This window comes from Bacillus sp. AY3-1 (genome assembly GCF_008368785.1).
GTDB lineage: Bacteria > Bacillota > Bacilli > Bacillales > Bacillaceae_G > Bacillus_A > Bacillus_A wiedmannii.
On sequence record NZ_QORZ01000007.1, the window covers coordinates 149,887 to 168,114 of the forward strand.

General features: G+C 33.8%; 23 protein-coding genes. 15 read left to right on the forward strand and 8 right to left on the reverse strand.

The annotated features are described in order from the left end of the window. Positions 1-2 precede the first annotated feature (2 nt). The 3 genes from DN389_RS04465 to DN389_RS04475 form a co-directional block, all read right to left on the reverse strand. Positions 3-338 (reverse strand): antibiotic biosynthesis monooxygenase family protein, encoded by a 336-nt coding sequence (locus DN389_RS04465; protein WP_098191185.1) that lies wholly within the window; start codon positions 336-338, stop codon positions 3-5. A gap of 177 nt (positions 339-515) precedes the next feature. Continuing rightward, positions 516-695, reverse strand: a complete 180-nt coding sequence (locus DN389_RS04470) for an H-type small acid-soluble spore protein (RefSeq protein ID WP_001025736.1) — start codon at positions 693-695, stop codon at positions 516-518. Positions 696-761: 66 nt separating this feature from the next. Further along, complete coding sequence (locus DN389_RS04475; protein ID WP_098191186.1) at positions 762-1,976, reverse strand: helix-turn-helix domain-containing protein; 1,215 nt, start codon at positions 1,974-1,976, stop codon at positions 762-764. 119 nt (positions 1,977-2,095) lie between these two features. On the opposite strand from DN389_RS04475, the gene DN389_RS04480 reads away from it, so the two are divergent. Both DN389_RS04480 and DN389_RS04485 read left to right on the forward strand, forming a co-directional pair. Beyond that, positions 2,096-3,364, forward strand: coding sequence for an MFS transporter (locus DN389_RS04480; RefSeq protein WP_088121787.1), 1,269 nt, complete (start codon positions 2,096-2,098; stop codon positions 3,362-3,364). A gap of 126 nt (positions 3,365-3,490) precedes the next feature. Beyond that, entirely contained in the window at positions 3,491-4,015 is a 525-nt protein-coding gene (locus DN389_RS04485) for a DUF4398 domain-containing protein (RefSeq protein ID WP_149236852.1), read from the forward strand. A 40-nt stretch (positions 4,016-4,055) separates the two neighbouring features. Here DN389_RS04485 and DN389_RS04490 read toward each other — a convergent pair whose 3' ends face one another. Continuing rightward, on the reverse strand, positions 4,056-4,949 hold the full coding sequence (locus tag DN389_RS04490; protein WP_098191187.1) for a LysR family transcriptional regulator: 894 nt from the start codon (positions 4,947-4,949) through the stop codon (positions 4,056-4,058). Positions 4,950-5,109: 160 nt separating this feature from the next. Here DN389_RS04490 and DN389_RS04495 point away from each other — a divergent pair, with 160 nt between their 5' ends. Genes DN389_RS04495 through DN389_RS04515 form a run of 5 tightly spaced genes read left to right on the forward strand, consistent with a single transcriptional unit; the run spans position 5,110 to position 10,901 of the window. After that, positions 5,110-6,102 (forward strand): ABC transporter ATP-binding protein, encoded by a 993-nt coding sequence (locus DN389_RS04495; RefSeq protein ID WP_098802841.1) that lies wholly within the window; start codon positions 5,110-5,112, stop codon positions 6,100-6,102. Further along, a complete protein-coding gene (locus DN389_RS04500) occupies positions 6,080-7,105 on the forward strand; it encodes an ABC transporter substrate-binding protein (protein WP_098802840.1) in 1,026 nt (341 codons plus the stop codon). Before DN389_RS04495 ends, DN389_RS04500 begins: the two co-directional genes overlap by 23 nt. A gap of 12 nt (positions 7,106-7,117) precedes the next feature. Next, positions 7,118-8,788 (forward strand): ABC transporter permease, encoded by a 1,671-nt coding sequence (locus DN389_RS04505; RefSeq protein ID WP_149236853.1) that lies wholly within the window; start codon positions 7,118-7,120, stop codon positions 8,786-8,788. Beyond that, on the forward strand, positions 8,785-10,047 hold the full coding sequence (locus DN389_RS04510; protein ID WP_142343659.1) for an MBL fold metallo-hydrolase: 1,263 nt from the start codon (positions 8,785-8,787) through the stop codon (positions 10,045-10,047). Before DN389_RS04505 ends, DN389_RS04510 begins: the two co-directional genes overlap by 4 nt. Before the next feature lie 20 nt (positions 10,048-10,067). Beyond that, the gene (locus DN389_RS04515) at positions 10,068-10,901 is read left to right on the forward strand and encodes a hypothetical protein (protein WP_098191191.1); all 834 of its coding nucleotides are present in this window, start codon (positions 10,068-10,070) and stop codon (positions 10,899-10,901) included. A gap of 48 nt (positions 10,902-10,949) precedes the next feature. On the opposite strand, the gene DN389_RS04520 is transcribed toward DN389_RS04515, so the two are convergent. Continuing rightward, positions 10,950-11,372: a YfmQ family protein gene (locus tag DN389_RS04520; RefSeq protein ID WP_073529983.1), complete on the reverse strand. Its 423-nt coding sequence runs from the start codon at positions 11,370-11,372 to the stop codon at positions 10,950-10,952. A gap of 41 nt (positions 11,373-11,413) precedes the next feature. Here DN389_RS04520 and DN389_RS04525 point away from each other — a divergent pair, with 41 nt between their 5' ends. The 7 genes from DN389_RS04525 to DN389_RS04555 all read left to right on the forward strand — a co-directional run bounded on the left by DN389_RS04525 (position 11,414) and on the right by DN389_RS04555 (position 15,630). After that, entirely contained in the window at positions 11,414-11,530 is a 117-nt protein-coding gene (locus DN389_RS04525; protein ID WP_002011946.1) for a hypothetical protein, read from the forward strand. A 65-nt stretch (positions 11,531-11,595) separates the two neighbouring features. Next, positions 11,596-11,757, forward strand: coding sequence for a peptidase (locus DN389_RS04530; RefSeq protein WP_087983163.1), 162 nt, complete (start codon positions 11,596-11,598; stop codon positions 11,755-11,757). 161 nt (positions 11,758-11,918) lie between these two features. Beyond that, positions 11,919-12,554 carry a cupin domain-containing protein gene (locus tag DN389_RS04535; protein ID WP_060489788.1) on the forward strand — a complete coding sequence of 212 codons (636 nt, stop codon included), beginning with the start codon at positions 11,919-11,921 and terminating at the stop codon, positions 12,552-12,554. Between the two features lie 98 nt (positions 12,555-12,652). Next, complete coding sequence (locus DN389_RS04540) at positions 12,653-13,744, forward strand: serine hydrolase (RefSeq protein WP_149236854.1); 1,092 nt, start codon at positions 12,653-12,655, stop codon at positions 13,742-13,744. Positions 13,745-13,794: 50 nt separating this feature from the next. After that, entirely contained in the window at positions 13,795-14,436 is a 642-nt protein-coding gene (locus DN389_RS04545; RefSeq protein ID WP_149236855.1) for a DUF3885 domain-containing protein, read from the forward strand. Positions 14,437-14,593: 157 nt separating this feature from the next. Next, positions 14,594-15,169: a histidine phosphatase family protein gene (locus tag DN389_RS04550; protein WP_000208291.1), complete on the forward strand. Its 576-nt coding sequence runs from the start codon at positions 14,594-14,596 to the stop codon at positions 15,167-15,169. An 89-nt stretch (positions 15,170-15,258) separates the two neighbouring features. After that, positions 15,259-15,630: a hypothetical protein gene (locus DN389_RS04555; RefSeq protein WP_046959012.1), complete on the forward strand. Its 372-nt coding sequence runs from the start codon at positions 15,259-15,261 to the stop codon at positions 15,628-15,630. Between the two features lie 18 nt (positions 15,631-15,648). Here the strand turns inward: DN389_RS04555 and DN389_RS04560 are convergent, their stop codons facing one another. From DN389_RS04560 to DN389_RS04570, 3 genes are read right to left on the reverse strand one after another with little or no spacing between them, the layout of a single operon-like run. Beyond that, on the reverse strand, positions 15,649-16,509 hold the full coding sequence (locus tag DN389_RS04560; protein ID WP_149236856.1) for an alpha/beta hydrolase: 861 nt from the start codon (positions 16,507-16,509) through the stop codon (positions 15,649-15,651). Positions 16,510-16,545: 36 nt separating this feature from the next. Further along, positions 16,546-16,875: a DUF3147 family protein gene (locus DN389_RS04565; protein ID WP_000545644.1), complete on the reverse strand. Its 330-nt coding sequence runs from the start codon at positions 16,873-16,875 to the stop codon at positions 16,546-16,548. Further along, positions 16,859-17,269: a MarR family winged helix-turn-helix transcriptional regulator gene (locus tag DN389_RS04570; RefSeq protein ID WP_000651933.1), complete on the reverse strand. Its 411-nt coding sequence runs from the start codon at positions 17,267-17,269 to the stop codon at positions 16,859-16,861. Before DN389_RS04570 ends, DN389_RS04565 begins: the two co-directional genes overlap by 17 nt. Before the next feature lie 124 nt (positions 17,270-17,393). Between DN389_RS04570 and DN389_RS04575 the strand changes: the two genes are divergently transcribed. Continuing rightward, the gene (locus DN389_RS04575) at positions 17,394-18,221 is read left to right on the forward strand and encodes a PP2C family serine/threonine-protein phosphatase (RefSeq protein ID WP_088062938.1); all 828 of its coding nucleotides are present in this window, start codon (positions 17,394-17,396) and stop codon (positions 18,219-18,221) included. Positions 18,222-18,228: the final 7 nt, after the last annotated feature.

Sequence of the window (18,228 nt, forward strand, 5' to 3'; positions counted from 1 at the left end):
AGTTATAAAGTACCTCTATGAAACTTAAATTCTTTTTCAACAAGGCAGATACGCAGGTGGAAGTTTTCATACCATTGCTCACGACCTCTTTTTTTCGCTTCTTTATGTAAGGCGTTCTGTTTCCAATTTTCAATTGCCGCAAGAGATTCCCAATAAGAAATTGTGATTCCAAGTCCTGAATGATCTCGCGCACTTTCTACACCTAGAAATCCAGGTTGCTGCTTTGCAAGTTCCTCCATTTTTTCAGAGGCGGTACTATAATCTGTCGTATCATTTGATAAATTAGAAGTGAATATAACTGCATAGTAATGCTTGTTTTTTTCTAAATCAAATTTCATTATCTTTCCCCCTTAATATATAGTGCGAATAATTCATTTATAGTTTGTATTTTAGCAGGTTAAAAAAAGAAAAGAAGTAGAAGATTCTTATTTTTTCAGTTGTTGTAAAACAAGGGGGATAGAGAATTTATATGAAAGTAAGAAAAATGCCACTTCAAAAAAATGAAGTGGCATTTTTTATATTTCCTCTAAGCTATTAACTGGAACAGTTAATTCGCGTTTTGGATTTGTTACTTCATATATGCGGGCGGTTTCGTTGCTTTCATCGACGTGTTGAATCATAACAGGCATGCCTTGAAAACTGACATTGGCTTCTTCAGATGACTCGGAGAGCTCTTTTGCGCGTTGTATATTCATTTATATTCCTCCCATCATTATTATCTTTGCTAAAAAAGAGGAATAATATACCATTTCGAGACATTCTTAAAGTTTTTGTATTATTTGTAATGTTTCTTTAATAAATGCAGAGAAAATAGAATCCGGATACGATTGTATCATTTCATTTGCTTTTGTTGCTTCTTCAAGAGCTCTTTTTTTATCATTCAGTTTGATGTAACAAAGTGCACGATATGCACCTGCTGTTGTAAGCCATGCTTGATCCAGTGGATGGTTCATATAATCTGGTATAATAGCACGTTGCAATGCTTGTAAAGCTTCTTCGTAACGTTTTAATCCGTATAAAGCTTTTCCTTTTTCAAGATAATACAATCCGTCGTCTTGAAAAATGGGCTGATCTTTTAGTTTTTCTCGAAATTGTTCTACATGTTTTAATGCGATTGTATATTCATTAGTAATCGTGTTGTAGTAGTAAGCTTTTAAAATATCGATCATCGCAATGGATAGAGTGTCTTCTGTAAAAATGGCAAATTGCTCAGATTTTTTTATGTAATATAAATATTGTTCTTTATCAACTGTAATGGCTTTTTGATAAGATAAAATCCGGTAAAATACATCTGTTTTATAATACACTTGATGTTTTTTTGAAAATGCGAGTGTCTCTAATATCGTTTCTTCACATTTTTCATAATCGCCACATGCTAGTAATATGATGGCTTCATATAAATATAAATCAATATGTATAATAAGATCCATTTCTAAATGTTTCTCTGCATAATCATTTCTAATATTAGATATAAGTTGTAAACATTCTGCATATTTTTTACGTGTGAATATTGCAAAAGATAATTTTAATTTTGTTTCCGTACTGTCGCGGTATAACTTATATTTTTCAAAAATAGAAACAGCTTTTTCTACGTAAGATTCAATGTTGTAATCTTTTATAATTACTGCGGCAGTTACGAATTGTTTGTATATACGAGCCGTATTTAAAGTAGAAGGGAGCTCTTTTTGAACGATAGGTAGTAGGGTCTTATACACTTCATCACATTTATTTTCCTTTATGAGTTGCTCCATTTTTGTAATGAGTTCTGCAATTTCTCCATCATCTTCTTCTAGTAAAAAACTTGTTTCACATCCTAGTTTTTCAGCGATATATTGTAATGTTTTCATGGAAGGTGTAGCTTTTCCATTTTCAATTTGACTAAGCATACTTTTTGTAAGTTCCGAACCTGCCAGCTCTGTTTGTGTAAGTTTTTTTTCTTTACGTAGCGCTTTAATTTTTTCACCGAGAGTTGCCATATTATTGCTCCTTTATTATTGAAAGTTAAATACAATTTAACTTTTTCTGTTGTAAAAATTGGAAAGTTGATTATATAATAAGTTTAACACAATTTAACTTTTAAGGGGAGAGTGTCATAATGGAAGATGTAAGTATAGGTCAAGCTGATTCAAGAATGAAGATTGCAACGAGAAATATCATTTTAATGATGATTGGAAAAATGACGTCTTTATTAGGAGCAGGTATTTATACGTTCGCAATGGGGTTATACGTACTAAAGACAACTGGTTCAGGAATGGGGTTTGCTATTACGCTCGTTTGCGGATCACTACCAAGGATGATCTGTGGTCCGATTGCAGGTGCTGTAGCTGATCGTGTGAATCGAAAATGGCTTGTCATTGGCACTGATTTATTAAGTAGTTTAACGATGCTTATTATGTTTATTCTTGCTACTATATTTGGACCATCACTTCTTTTTATTTATATTTCAGCAGCATTATTATCAATTTGTGCAAGTTTTTATTCTGTTGCATTAACGTCGTCTATTCCGAGTTTAGTGGATGAGGGGCGTATTCAAAAAGCGAGCGCTTTAAATCAAACGGCAGCTTCTTTATCAAATATTTTAGGGCCGATTATTGGTGGAGTTGTATTTGGTTTCTTTTCAATTAAGTCGTTCTTTTTGTTAAATAGTATTACGTTCTTTTTAGCAGTTATTTTGCAATTATTTATTGTATTTGATTTATACAAAAAAGAAGTGGCTGAGAGTAAAGAGCGTTTCTTGACGAGTATAAAAGAAGGATTTTCATATGTAAAACGACAGCATGAAATATATGGTTTAATGAAAATAGCATTGTGGGTAAACTTTTTTGCGTGTGGGCTAACCGTAGCACTTCCATATATTATCGTCCATACATTGCATTTATCTTCAAAGCAACTCGGTACTGTAGAGGGAATGTTAGCAGTCGGGATGCTAATGGGTGCGATTGCTTTATCGGTGCGTAAAGAAGTGAATAATCCGTTTCGTTCTATTTATACTGGGCTGTTTTTGTTTGCGGGTTTAAGTTTATGTACAGTCTTCCCATTGGTAGTTACCATTTCAAAAGGGGCAAGTTTTATTTACTATATTGCTTTTATGATGTTAACGGGTATAGCAATTATGATTGTAAATATTCCGATGCAAGTACATATGCAAAAAACGACAGATCCGAGCTACTTAGGGCGTGTGTTTGGCCTACTTGAAACAATTGCTACTGCAATCGCACCACTCGGTATGATTGTATATGGATTATTATTAGATATGTTGCCAACTAGCATTGTTATGATGACGATAGGCGGGGGGTTATTGTTAGTTGTATTAGTTGGAGTAAAGCAACATATGGCGAAAAAACAAGTAGATGTGTCGGCTTAAAAATAAGAAAATAATAAAAAATTGACTTATCATTATAAAAATGACCAAATTAGTATTTTAGTTTTTGAAACTCTTTTTCATGTATGTTACAGTATAGTGAGCAGGCAAAGAAAAGGAGAAAACATCATGAGAAAATTAAGTTTTGTTATGCTTTTTCTATTAGTCGTAATGGCTGGATGTAGTAATTATGACACGTATATTGATACAGGTATGCAATCATTGAAAGATGAAAAATATAGTGATGCAACGATGTGGTTTGAAAAAGCGGAAAAAGAGAAAACAGGAAATGAAGCGAAGGCATATAAAGAAGTCGCTCAGTTATTGGAGCGCGGAGCTACATCATTAAAAGATGGTAAGTATTTAGAGACGAAAGATATTGCAAATGAGGTATTACAAAAGAAAAAAGACGATGCACTTGAAAAAGCTGTGACATCAAATGCAGAGGATATGCTTCAAAAAGCAAAAGATGTGGAAAAGAAAGTAAATGAAAGAGTGGCAAAGCGGAGAAAAGTAGAAGAAGAAGGAATCGATAAACTCATTAAAGCGGTCGATAGTATAGATGACGTGAAAGAAAAAGAGAAGAAAGTTTCAGAAGCATTAGATAAGGCTGAAGAGGCGCAGTCAAAAGTTGAAGCGAAGAAAAATAAATAGAGTTATAGTTTGAAAGGCTGTCGTGCATAACGACAGCCTTTTAATTTTTTGCGGCATAAGAAGTGATGCTATGTAGTAAAAAAGAAATAATTTTAGAATTCCATCTGTCCTCATGATGAATCGTATAAATGTTACGTTGAAATTCAAATCCAGGGATAGGTATGTAGCATAGTTCATGTCGTTGTATTTCTTGTTCGATAGCGAGTTTAGAAATAAAAGCAATTCCATTACCGTATTTTAAAATTTGTTTCATCGTTTCTAATGAATCTAATTCAATTTCAGATTGGAACGTAATGTTATGAGCTAACGTCCATTGTGTAAGTAAATCTCTCGTTGTAGATGGATTACGATGCAATAATATACGTTCCCTCTCGATATCTTGTAGTGATACATTTTCTTTTTTTGAAAAATGATGTTCTTTGGAGAAAGCAAGAACAAGTGTATCAGGCATTACATTCGTCTGTTTTAAAAGGGATTCATCAAACGGTGCCGCAGAAATTACCCCGAGATCAATTTCATGATTTTGTAGCATTACTCGAATTTCAGGAGCTGTTTTTACCATAATTGTTATTTTTATATTTGGAAATTCACATTGAAATTGGTGAATAATTTCTGGTAAAAGATAAGTCGCTGGTACATAACTAGCGCCAATTGTTATAGCGCCTTTATGAAAATCTTTAAACTCTTGCGTGACCCGCCTAGCTTCTTTCATAAGTGCATCTATTTTACAAGCATAATGATGCAATGCCTCACCAGCCTCTGTTAAGAAATATCTTCCAGAACGTAATTCAAATAAAGACACACCGAGTTCCTCTTCTAAGCTTTTTATATGGAATGTAATAGTAGGTTGTTTAACCCCAAGTTTTTCTGCAACAATCGTAAGCTTTTTATATTTCTTAATAAGCACTACAATTTCTAATTTTAAGAGATTCATGGCAATTTGCCCCTTTTTCTTCTAACTATAGAAAAAATCTATAGAAATAAATAGTTTATTAGAAGTTTTTTAATTTAATCTTTACAGTACATTAACATTCAGTATAAATCTTCCATATAGAATGAAAGCAGGTTAAGAGTGAGGGGAGAGAGGTGAAACGATGGACATTAAAATTAGTGGATTAGAAAAGAATTTTGGAAAAACGCAGGCGTTAAAGCCGTTACAAATTGTCATGAAACAAGGTGAATTTACCACACTTTTAGGACCTTCGGGATGCGGGAAAACGACTTTACTTAGAATGATTGCAGGACTTGAAGAGCCAGATAAAGGTGAAATATATTTTGGGGATAAGTGCATGTATTCTGGTGCAAAAAAAATAAAAACATCTCCTCATGAACGTAATATCGGTATGGTATTTCAAGATTTTGCTTTATGGCCGCATATGACTGTATTTGAAAATGTTGCATTTGGTTTAAGGGCTACAAAGCAAACGAATCAATTACGGGAAAAAGTAGAAGATGCAATAAAGCGAGTTCGCCTGCAAGGGATGGAGAAAAGATATCCACATGAACTCTCTGGCGGACAGCAGCAACGTGTCGCATTTGCTAGAGCGATTGTAACAAAACCGCATTTTATTTTGTTTGATGAGCCGCTGAGTGCACTCGATGCAATTTTGCGAGAAGAAATGCGATTAGAGCTTATGGACATCGTTCATTCAATTGGTTTAACGGCATTGTATGTCACGCACGATCAAACAGAAGCAATGTCAATGTCAGATCAAATTATTGTCATGAAACAAGGAGAAGTATTACAAAAAGGAACACCAGAAGACATTTATGTGAAGCCATCTCATGAATTTGTTGCAAAATTTGTTGGTAAGGCAAATTGGCTTGTAGAGGGTAAACAAATGATTCGTCCAGAGCATGTGAGCTGGATGAAAAATGAAGTGTGCGAAATGTATACAGGTGAAATCCAGCACGTTACATATGTAGGAGAACGGTATGAAATGAAAGTAAACATGGGTGCACTTGGAATATGGACAGCTTATCACAATAGTAAATTAAGCATCGGTAAACCAGTATCGTTATATGTGCCCCAAAAATGTATTCATCATATAGGGGGAGAATCGTATGAAGAAATTCAGTTCGCTTAAGTCTTTATTTGTATGTACGTTATTATTTTCTGCTGTAGTAACAGGGTGTAGTTCAAAGACAGGTAGTGCAGATGCCAAAAATAAAAATGCGAATGAAAAGAAAATTGTTGTATATAGTGCGGGGCCAAAAGGATTAGCAGAAAAAATACAAAAGGACTTTGAAAAGAAAACAGGTATAAAAGTAGAAATGTTTCAAGGAACAACAGGTAAGATTTTAGCGAGAATGGAAGCTGAAAAGAAAAATCCAGTCGTTGACGTAGTCGTACTTGCATCTTTACCAGCGATGGAAGGATTAAAAAAGGATGGGCAAACGTTAGCTTATAAAGAAGCGAAACAAGCTGATAAGCTTCGTTCTGAATGGTCGGATGATAAAGGACATTATTTTGGATACAGTGCTTCAGCATTAGGAATTGTGTATAACACAAAAAATGTGAAGATAGCGCCTGAAGATTGGAGCGATATAACAAAAGGGGAATGGAAAGGAAAAGTGAATCTTCCAGATCCAGCACTATCAGGCTCAGCATTAGACTTTGTAACAGGATATGTGAAAAAGAATGAGAAAGATGGATGGAATTTATTTGAACAGCTTAAGAAAAATGAAGTTACAGTAGCAGGTGCAAACCAAGAAGCGTTAGATCCAGTAGTAACAGGTGCGAAAGACATGGTAATTGCGGGTGTTGATTATATGACGTACAGCGCAAAAGCAAAGGGTGAACCAGTTGATATTGTCTATCCAAAAAGCGGAACAGTTATTAGCCCGCGTGCAGCAGGTATTATGAAGGATAGTAAAAATGTAGAAGGTGCAAAAGAGTTTATTGATTATTTATTATCAGATGATGTGCAAAAACAAGTTGCTAAAGCGTATTTATTACCAGGCAGAACAGATATAAAAGCAGAAAATAGACCGAATGTAGAAGAGATTCCGGTATTAAATATTGATTGGAAAACAGTTGAGAAAGAACAAGATGAAATAGGAAAACAATTTAAGAAAGTATTTCAATAAGATGGTGATTACATGGTAAATCGATTCGTATCAGTAAGACAAGTTGGAATGACGGTAGCGTTATTACTTGTGGCGATGTTAATAGTCATTCCGCTTTTCCTCATTTTATTTTCTAGCGTATATGAAAATAGTAGTTGGAATTTTTTAAAGCCTTTTGAAGTGATGCAGAGGGGTGGATTAGCTGAGATTTTTCTAAACTCGATGCTTCTAGGTGTACTCGTAGTAATAGGAGCAACCGTATTTGCATTTCCATTGGCGTTCATTATGAGCAAAACAGATGTTGGAAAGTATAGTAAATTGGATATTATTTTTATGATTCCATTTATGACTCCGCCGTATATTGGATCGATGGGCTGGATTTTGTTCATGCAACCGAACGGCTATTTTGAACAGTTTTTTCCGATGCTAAAGACGATTTCATCTTCGTTTTTTAGTTTAGGAGGTATGGTTTTAATTATGAGTCTGCATTTATTCCCATTCCTATACTTCATGTTGAAAAACACGTTACTTCAAATTGGGAGTAGTAAAGAAGAAGCGGCAGCAGTTCATGGTGGAGGATTTTTCTATCGTTTACGAAAAATAATATTGCCGTTATTAGTATCAAGTTATGTAATGGGTGCTTTACTCATTTTCGTAAAGACGATTGCTGAATTTGGAACACCAGCTACATTCGGACGAAGAATAGGATTTCATGTATTAACATCAGAGATTCATAAATTTATTTCGAGTTGGCCGATTGATTTTAGTAGTGCAACAGCATTATCTTCTTTATTACTTAGTGCATGTATGCTCATTTGGTATATGCAAAATGTATTAAATCGAAAGTATTCATATGCAATGGTTAGTGGAAAAGGTGTGAAATCTAAAAGGTATACATTGTCTATATTTACACGCGTTGTGGCATGGGGCTATGTAATTGGTTTATTAATCGTATCAATTGGAATCCCATACTTTTCTATACTGATTGCTTCATTATCAAAATTAAGAGGCGGCGGCTTGCATGTAAACAACTTTACAACAAGCCATTATGAAGCATTGTTTACAATTGGCTCTCCAGGATTAGAAGCTTTATGGAACAGTTTTCTCTTTTCACTTATAACAGCGATTATTGCTGTAATGATTGGAGTGTTTTTGGCGCTTATGATCCGAAAGGGGAAAAAGTCCTCTGAAAAATGGCTTGATATGTGCGGTATGTTACCGAATATGGTACCAGGAATCGTGATGGTTGTAGGGCTGATTTTATTTTGGAATTCACCCTATATGCCCATGTCAATTTACAATACACCAGTCATGGTTATCGTGACGTACGTTGTTCTTTTTTTACCTTATACGGTGCAGTATGTAAAAGCATCGCTCGGGCAAATTGATGATTCTCTTGTACAGGCAGGAAGTATTTTTTCTGGAAATTATATTTATATTTTTAGAAAAATAATATTACCTCTTATTATCCCGGGTATTCTTGCTGGATGGGCGATGACATTTACAATCTCGATAAGAGAGTTAGTAGCATCCCTTCTCATACTGCCTCCATCAGTAGAAACTTCAGCAACATTTATTTTTGCTCAATTTGAACAAGGAGAAGTATCTATTGGAATGGCAATGGCTGTCGTTTCAGTTGGACTTACAACAATATGTTTATTACTTCTGCAACATATGGAGCAAAAACGAAAAGGGGTAGCATGATGAGGATAGAAGTATGGGGAGGAGCGGGAGAATACGGTCGTTCCTGCTACTTCGTAAAAAATAAAGAGACGAAAATAGTATTTGATTGTGGTATTAATCGATCATATGAGGATAGTTATCCAAAAATAGAGGCGGAAGTTGTACCGTTTTTAGATGCAGTATTTTTATCGCATATTCATGAAGATCATACGATGGGTTTACCTTTATTAGCTAAGTATGGATATAGGAAAAAAATTTGGACGACTCGTTATACGAAGGAGCAACTTCCCGCTTATTATGAAAAATGGAGAAACTATAATTTAACACAAGGATGGAATGTACCTTATAACGACCAAAATGTTAAAGATTTAAATTATGTATATATTGATGAGATTAGTAATCCGAATGAATGGGTACAGATTAATCCTACATTACGGTTTCAATGGGGGTATAGTGGACATGTATTAGGGGCTGTTTGGTTTTTAGTGGATATGAGTCATGCATATGTATTTTATTCTGGCGACTATTCAGCAGAGTCTAACATACTCCGAGCCAATTTACCTGAGAAATTGCGCGGCGATATAAAAGTTGCAATCGTAGATGCCGCTTATCATACTGAGGATGTTTCGCAACATGAAAGAGTAAACGAACTGTGTGCAGAAATTGAACGAGTTGCGCAAAATAAAGGAATAGCATTACTACCATTGCCACCGCTTGGTAGGGCGCAAGATATCGTATTGTATTTATATGAAAAATATAAAGAACTTCCCATTATAGTAGATCAAGAAATTTTGGATGGATTTGAGGAGATGTTCGTATATAAAGATTGGATCAAAAATAATGAAGAACTTGAAGGGCTTATGGAGAGTTTAAAAAGAAACATAATCGTTATGGATCATGACATCGGTACGCAAAATAGTTATGGAATAGTTGTAATGAGTGATGCGAATATGCAAACGAAACGAGCGCAGTTATATTATGAACAACTGCGATATGAAGAACGAAATTCCATTATATTTACTGGACATATTGCTAAAGGGAGTTTTGCAGACAAAGTTTTGAAAGAACGTGTAGGTAAAGAATGTAGGGTGAAGCGAGTTCCATATAAAGTTCACCAAAGTATAAGAGATGTGAAAGAGATGTTAAATACATTATTACCAAAACATACGGTGTTAGTACACGCTTTGAAAGAGGATACGGATCGTTTGCAGGAAAAGCTTAGCACGGCAGGGTATGAAAATGTACATTCACTTACTATGGAACGTATAGAAGTCATTTGAAATGTAAAGGGGATAGGTATATGAAAAAAGTATTTGTATTCGTAAGCATTTTCTTTTGTTGTTTCCTTTATAACGTTAAGGAAGGGTTTGCTGCCAGTCCAATGACACCTAGTTTTGAAGTGAAGTTATTATTAAAACCAGAACAAGTATTAGGTTATAACAAAGAGATAAATCAAGAGGTACTAGAATATTTCCAGGCTGGTACAAATTATGAAAGAATACAAGTGCAATTTTTAGATACGGTAAATAAAAATTTAAGTAAGGAAGGTTGGTTTGCTAGAATTCGAAAGAAAGAATTTAGTAAAGATTTTGAGCTAACATATAAAAAAAGATATCCTATTCCAAACGGTGTAATTCAAGATGCACTAGAAGTAGCTAAAAAGGATGGATTTGATAGTAAAACCGATAACTATGAGGCGGAAATAGATTGGGGATTTGAGAAGAAAACGTTAAGTATTACAAATAAGAAAAGCTACAGTGCTAAAGGATATGGAGTACTTGATTTACCAAACGAACGAGCTGCTCAAAACATGTTAATAGAAAAGTTGCCAGGGAAAATGAACAAATGGTTGTATACGAATTGGGGAGAAGAAATGCTCAAAAATTCTCGTATTTATGGGCCTGTATTAATGAAAAGGTATACAGCTGAATTTGAAAATATTAAAACGAATATTGAAGTTTGGCCATTAAGTAATACAGGGAAAATAGAAGATGATTTCGTAATAGAAGTGTCGTTTAAAACAAAAGAGGAAAGTATTGCAAAAGAACAAAGAGAATTATTAATACAGAGCTTAGATCAAAAAGGATGGCTGTTACCGAAAGATAGTTTGAAGACAGAACTTATTTTTCAGTGAATAGTAAAAAGGAATCCATATGTCATGGATTCCTTTTATATATGGGTATTAAGCTAAATCAGCTGACACGAACATATCATTATTTTGAAGGTTTTTAGAGCGTAAACTATAAGCAACGACCTTCTTTTTATGTTGCTTTACAACATCAACATGCTCTTCATGACTATAAATATAAAATGTAAAATCTTTTTTGCCACGTTTTGCATTGATTATTAAAGGCGTACCCTCATTGTGTGGCGGTGCATAATAGCGATCTAAAAATAAACCTTCGTTAAAATCATGAATAATTTTGGATTTTTGTTCGCCTTCTAAGTTATTTCCATTGATTGTAACAGTCGCATTCTCTTCTTCAAGTTGCGGATGTGTTTCGTACTTGCTAATAATGGATTCAATAACAGTGTTAGGAAGGCTCGAAACGATAATTTTAAATGCCCCAAATACAACTAACATAACAATAAACCAAGTCGTCATAGTATATCATCCCCTTTTTCCTATTAAATAATATAACTCATATGGTAATAGTACATATGGTGAAGTTTTGTATAATTTGTGAAAAATATGCCATTTTTACGAATGAAATATTAGAAAAATCAATTTTGTTACAAAAAGTTGAAATTGAAGTATTTTAAGAGAAAAAGGTTTATAATAAAAATATAACTAATAACCACATTACTAATTATAAGGAAGTGTAACTATGAGTACTGTAACAATCGTGTATGGTATTATTCTTTCCACAATTATCATTTTATTTATCGTTGGGGTTTCACGTTATATTCATAAATGGAAAGAAGGCGTTGCGAAATTAAATCACATTGAAGAAGAACTTAGTGATTTAATGTTACATCATGGTAAGTAAAAAATTTATTTTTTAACTAAATAATGTGAAGAATATCACAAAACATGCTCTCCTTATGAAGGCATGTTTTTTTGTTATGTGAATGATAGGCACATTCATACATTTTTTCCATACGATACAGTGTGAAACTAGAAATGTTCGGAGTGGAAAAGAGGGATAAAATGAGTAGTTCAGGTTATGTTCCAGATAATAAAAATTTAAAGAAAAGTTCAGGAACTCCAAACCTTTTCTTTGATTCGAGAAAAAACATCTTTTTTAAAAGAGATGAGAAAAACGTTGCCTATGAAGTTACGTCAACGCAGTTACCAGCAATGATCGGTGGAGCGTTTGTCGATTTATTTATGACAAAAGGGCACATGCGGGAACCACATTGGCATCCGAATGCGTGGGAATTAGATGTTGTTGTATCAGGAGAAGCGATTACATCTATCTTAAATCCAGAAACGAATCAATTGCAAAATTATCATGTAAAAGCGGGGCAAACCGTCTTTATTCCAATGGGATGGTGGCATTGGATCACAGCGGTAACAGAAGAAGTACAATTACATTTGTTCTTCAATAACGATCAGTTTGAAACAGCAGAAGGATCAGACATACTTAGATTAACACCGCCAGAAGTATTTCAAGCTGCATACGGTGTAAGTGCGGAAAAATTAGGGAAGGACCTTTCGCAAATTAAGGAGTCAGTTGTCATTGGTCCTCCTAACTCCAATCGATTAAAAGGTGCTAAAGAAAGTGGCGACTCAAATATAGTCGTTACGTTAAATGGACAAATAACATCATGTGAAATAGAGTAACTCTTTCTTTTTTAGGAAGAGTCACTCTGTTTTGTATAATTTTGTAATTAGATTCGTTATAATTATATAGTAGGGAACTTAGTAAAGGGGGGCATATTGTGAACATATTAAAGATTATAGGAATTGTTGCAGGAATTATTATAGTAGCCGCTATAGCTTTCGTTTTTATTATGAAGTACTATTTGTCAAAAGAAGATCCTAATTACGTATTACAGTACATAAAAGAGCATAAAGGTGATAAAACATGTTCATTACTAATTAGAAAAAATGGGGAAGTAGTAACATCTATAAATGAAGATGTAAAATTGCCATTAGCGAGTATGGCCAAAATTGTAATAGCCGTTGAATTTGCTAAGCAAGTGTCAGAAGGAAAAATAAGTCGGGATGAACAAATTTCATTGCAGGAGTTAGAAAAATATTACGTTAAAAACACTGATGGTGGAGCGCATCCTGACTGGTTAGAAGATGCCAAAGCGAGAGAGTTAGTGAAAAATGGACAGATCGCTTTAGAAGAAGTCGCTAAAGGGATGATTCATTATAGTTCTAATGCAAATACAACATATTTGTTAGATAAGCTTGGAATAGAAAGGGTAAATGAAAGTATAAAAGAATTAGAGCTTACTAGTCATGACAAATTCTCTTCGTATACTGCTTCACTATATATGAGAGGGTATGTAGAAAAAGAGCTTCATGAGCCAGAAAATCAATCATTAGAAATGATACGTAACATGTCAAAGGATGAGTATAATAAACATGTATTACAAATTCATGAATGGATGAAAGATGAAGAAGAATGGAAAAAATGGGATATTCCATTAAAGGTAGATATGGAATTTCAGCGAATTTGGTCAGATCGATTAGTGAGTGCAAACGCTAAAGATTATATGAGTATAATGGAAAAAATAAATAGTAGAAATTATTTTCCAAAATCAATGCAAGAAGAAATCGAGAACATTTTCAAAGGAACAGTTAAAAATAGTAAGTTCGAATATGCTGGTCAAAAAGGTGGTTCTACCGCATTCGTATTGACAAAAAGCTTGTATACTACAGATAAGAAAGGGAATAAAGTAGAAGTTGTCATTATGTTTAACGATATAGAAGATCAAGTTGCATATCAAAAGCTGAGAAATAATGTAGATTATTTTATTCGAGACATTATAACAAGTGAGGAATTCAAAAATAAATTATAATAGAATAATTTTATTATGTAAACAAGGTGCTATTAAAGGTAGGTGTTGAGATGAGGTTGAATGAGTATATGCTTGAAACGTTTCCAAATTTAGAACTTAGACCACCTCTATTTTATAATGGGGATATTGGTATTCGCTTTAGATTAGGTGTGAACTATGATTGCAATAACATTTATGAAAACTGCCCATATTTAGAAGGCGTTTATAATAGAGCGATTACTTTATTTCAGTCTTTACATGCAACAGAAGATGATATTTATATCGTAGTGGATGTAAATGACTATGGAGACGGTGAAATTTTCAAACACAAATTGAATATCTTTTCTAAGTATGTAAAAGAGAAGTCCGATTTGTTTAAGTTACAGAAAAATACAATCCCTTATATTTTTCCAGAAGACGATGAAGACGGGGTATATAAAACTCATAGATATACTTTGAAATGTAAAGTTTCAGACTTGAAATACATTCCTATGCTAAAAGCAATTTGTAATCAAGATATGGGAATAAAACCGCGTATTTTTCATAGGGTGTATTTCATAAATATTAACAAGAATACTATATTTCACGTTTATGATGATAGGGGTTGTGATGTATTAGCTACCTCTCCTAATACAATTAGAGATATTTATCATACATATAATGATTGGATATTAGAATACGACAGAAATAAAATTGATAAAGTATTTAATTGAATGTAGTCTATTTTAAATGAGGGAAATACCATAGAGGTGTTTCCCTTTTATTAATATGAAAATCAACATTCAAATTTGACAGCACTTATTATAAAGGTAAAGGGATTTGATGGTAATGTATTGAATTTGGATAGAAACAGAAAAGGGGGATGAATGAATGACGACAATATATTTTGTTCGCCATGCCCACTCTACATATACAAAAGAAGAACGGGAAAGGCCTTTATCTGAAAAAGGTTTGTTAGATACGCAGCATGTAACACGCTTATTAAAAGATAAACATATTGATGTTGTGATTTCTAGTCCGTACAAAAGGGCAATGCAAACTGTGCAAGGAATTGCGAATACATATAATTTATCAATACAACTGGAAGAAGATTTACGGGAAAGGCTATTAAGTAAAGAACCAGTACAGGATTTTAATGATGCTCTTCAGAAGGTATGGGAAGACTGGACTTTTGCATACGAAGGCGGAGAATCAAATGATGTAGCGCAAAGACGTGCTGTAATATGTATGCAAAGTATATTAAAAAAATATAAAGGTAAGAATATTGTAATAGGTACTCATGGGAATATTATGGTATTACTAATGAATTATTTTGATTCGAAATATGATTTTCAGTTTTGGAAAACCCTTCATATGCCTGACGTGTATAAATTAACTTTTGATAATAATTGTTTCAGTTCTGCTGAAAGAATACAGTCTACAGATTATCAGATAAATAATTTGTAAAAGTTTATCAAAAAAAGAGGAAAGGGAGAAGTTATTGTAGAAGTATGACTTTGTAACATAAAAAATATGTGTTAAAGGAGGCTGTTTACATGTTTGAGAAAGAGAAAGAAGGGCTTATTGAAGTTCAGAACGTATTTGAAATTGTACCAGCAGATGGAGCAATTATTGGAATGGCAACGGAAGAAGAAATGGAAATTGCTGCTGAACTAGAGCTGCAGTACTATGCCCATTCTCGTTTGTTAGAAGCAAATATTCAGTTAGACGGTTCCTCCTACAAAGAGTTACTTCAGGAGTTCCAGGAGTACGAAAGAAAATCAATGAGCTTTTGGCGAGCAATACATAAGCGTTTAGCTGTGCCATGGGCATGGGTATTACGTATTGACGTTGCGAATGGCCCTATATATGTAAGTAATGGGAATTCGTATTATGAAGAAATCGATGATGAAGAAGATTATGAATAGATAAGTAAGGAAGCAGCGTTAGTTGCTTCCTTTTTTTATTTGCAAGGAGTGAATTGCTTCAATAATAATATCTGGTCGAGTATTTTCAATTCCGTGACCAGCATGTTCGGCAAGTATATATTGGCTATTTATTGAGAGTTGTAATTGTTCATGAATCAGTTCTTGCCACATTGTTTCTAGTTGTGTTGCTTCCTCTTTTGGCATGCCATCCTCAGCCAACTGAGTAATAGAATATTGAGGGTCCCTACCAATAACGATTAAAGGTGTTTCTAATGTTTTATATAACTCTTTTATTAAGCGAGCACAATTTTTCCACGCACATAGTTCAGAAGCTGTCGCTTTATATAATAGAGGGGAGGTAGAAAATTCAATGTACTGTCTTGATTGATCAACGAGTATAGGTTTTAGTTCATTATTAAGCATGTCTATATCCATTTTGGAGTATGTATTATATTTTTGAAGCCACATATCATCCGAATCCGTTTGATCAGAAATTGGTAAATGCAGTTCATCTAATCGGTGTAAGTTCATAGAAGTAGAATCAACTAAAATAAGTGCTTGCAGCTTATCTTCATGTAACATCGCAAAATGTTGTGCACATAAGCCTCCATAGGAATGACCGATTAAAATGATAGGCTCGTGAATAGCAAGTTCATGTAGTAACATATGAAGTTCGTTTGTCGCTTGTCTTGTAGTACGCGAATAATTTCCTAGTTCACTTTTTCCGTAACCTGGGCGATGGTATGAAATGACTGTAAAATGTTGTGAAAGTTTTTCTATAATAGGGAGCCAATCATAAAATGAGCAACCCATTCCGGTCTGAATAACTACCGTTTGTTTACTACTTCCTTTTGTATATACTTCTATAGTTTGCTCCAATACCTCTACAAATTTATAAATAATAAACCCTCCTAACTAAGCTTGAAATAATTTTTGACAAGCAAAAACGATACACCAAACACCTATACCAAACAGGACAGATGTACTAAGTGAAAATGAGTTTTTTAGACCAATATAGACGATAAATAGTAGTAGTGCGGATGCAGGAAATCCATATAATACGCCTATAGCAAATTGACTTAATTCTTGTTTGTTCCCGCCTTCTAAAGAAATCCAAAATAGGCTTAGTAAACTTACAAGAGGAAGGGCAGCAATAAAGCCGCCTATCGTACTATAATGTTTAGCGACTTCAGTAATAACGCCAATAATAAGTGCAGAAACGATTACTTTAACGAGGAAATGCATATTTTGCCTCCTTCGCTAATAACGAAAAGGCTTTTTCAATTAATTGTTGTTCTTCTTTTGATAACTGTGATTCTAATATTTTTATCTTTTCTTTATCTAGTAAAGTATGCTTTTCTAATATTTCAATGCCTTCTTTCGTTAAAGTAAGGTTTACGACCCTTTCATCTTGTTTGTTTCTTTCTTTTATAATAAATCCTTTTTGAATGAGGCGCTTTACATGTTCTGATGCTGTGTTATGAGAGAGACTAAGCTCAGTAGCGACTTTTCCAATTGTTATATCTTTCTCACGAGAAATGAGTTGTAAAATACGAATGGCTTGGTGAGAAAGGTTGTCCTCATACTCATATCGTAAGTGATAATAAATGCTCTCCCAATGTTGATTGATGTCTTTCATAATGATAAATCCCCCTGTTTTTATATCGTATAGTAAGATATATTCGTGAACGTAGAAATAAAATCCTTTTATTTGGATAAAAAATGTTGAAAAAGTTTATTTTTATTGAAATATAAGGTAATCTATGTGTAAAGGTATACATTTAGCAAGAGAGAGGATGATAGCTGTGAATACATTCAAATGGATGAGTCATGAACAGATGTATGTAGATGAAATACATGTTGAAAAATGTGGTCCTCTTTCAGTCGGCGTATATGGGGGAAATCAAGAGAGTGATGCATATGAACGAGGAGATGCGGTACTTGCTTGGTGGGATCCTGAATTACAATTTGAATTTGTTATGATTTTTGATACACACCACAAAACAAAAAATATTGATTATATAATAGAAGCAATTTCAGCAAGAAAAGAGAAACTAAAAGAGTTATTTTCTTACCCGATACATTTAGCTTTTCATCATACGCATATGTACTTATTAGCGTTATTTACAGATGAATTGTTTATTGAAAAATGTGATCAAGATGATGAGGAACTTGCATGCTTAATTTGTTTGCGAAAAGGCGAATTTTTATATTGGCTATCAGTTGGTGATTGCTTCGCATATTTATTCCATTCTGAAAAAACGAAGAATGGTAAAGGGCGGTTAAATAAACGGAAGAATTACGAATATATTGGTAGGAAAAATATTTTTGCTGCAAATACACCTTGCTTTACATCAGGTGTCAGAGGATTAGAAAAAGGAATGAATCACATTGTAATGGCAACGGACGGTATTTTAGAGTGTGATAAACGAAAATTTGATGATGATCAATCTTTAGTAGAAATATTGCACGACGGAAGTTGCTTACAGATTGAGCCAGTATTAACAAATGTACTGCAGTGGAAAGGTAGAGATTGTGCCACAATTATTGGATGGTCCATTGATACTGAAAATAAAAAATGCGCTAATTAATATAAAA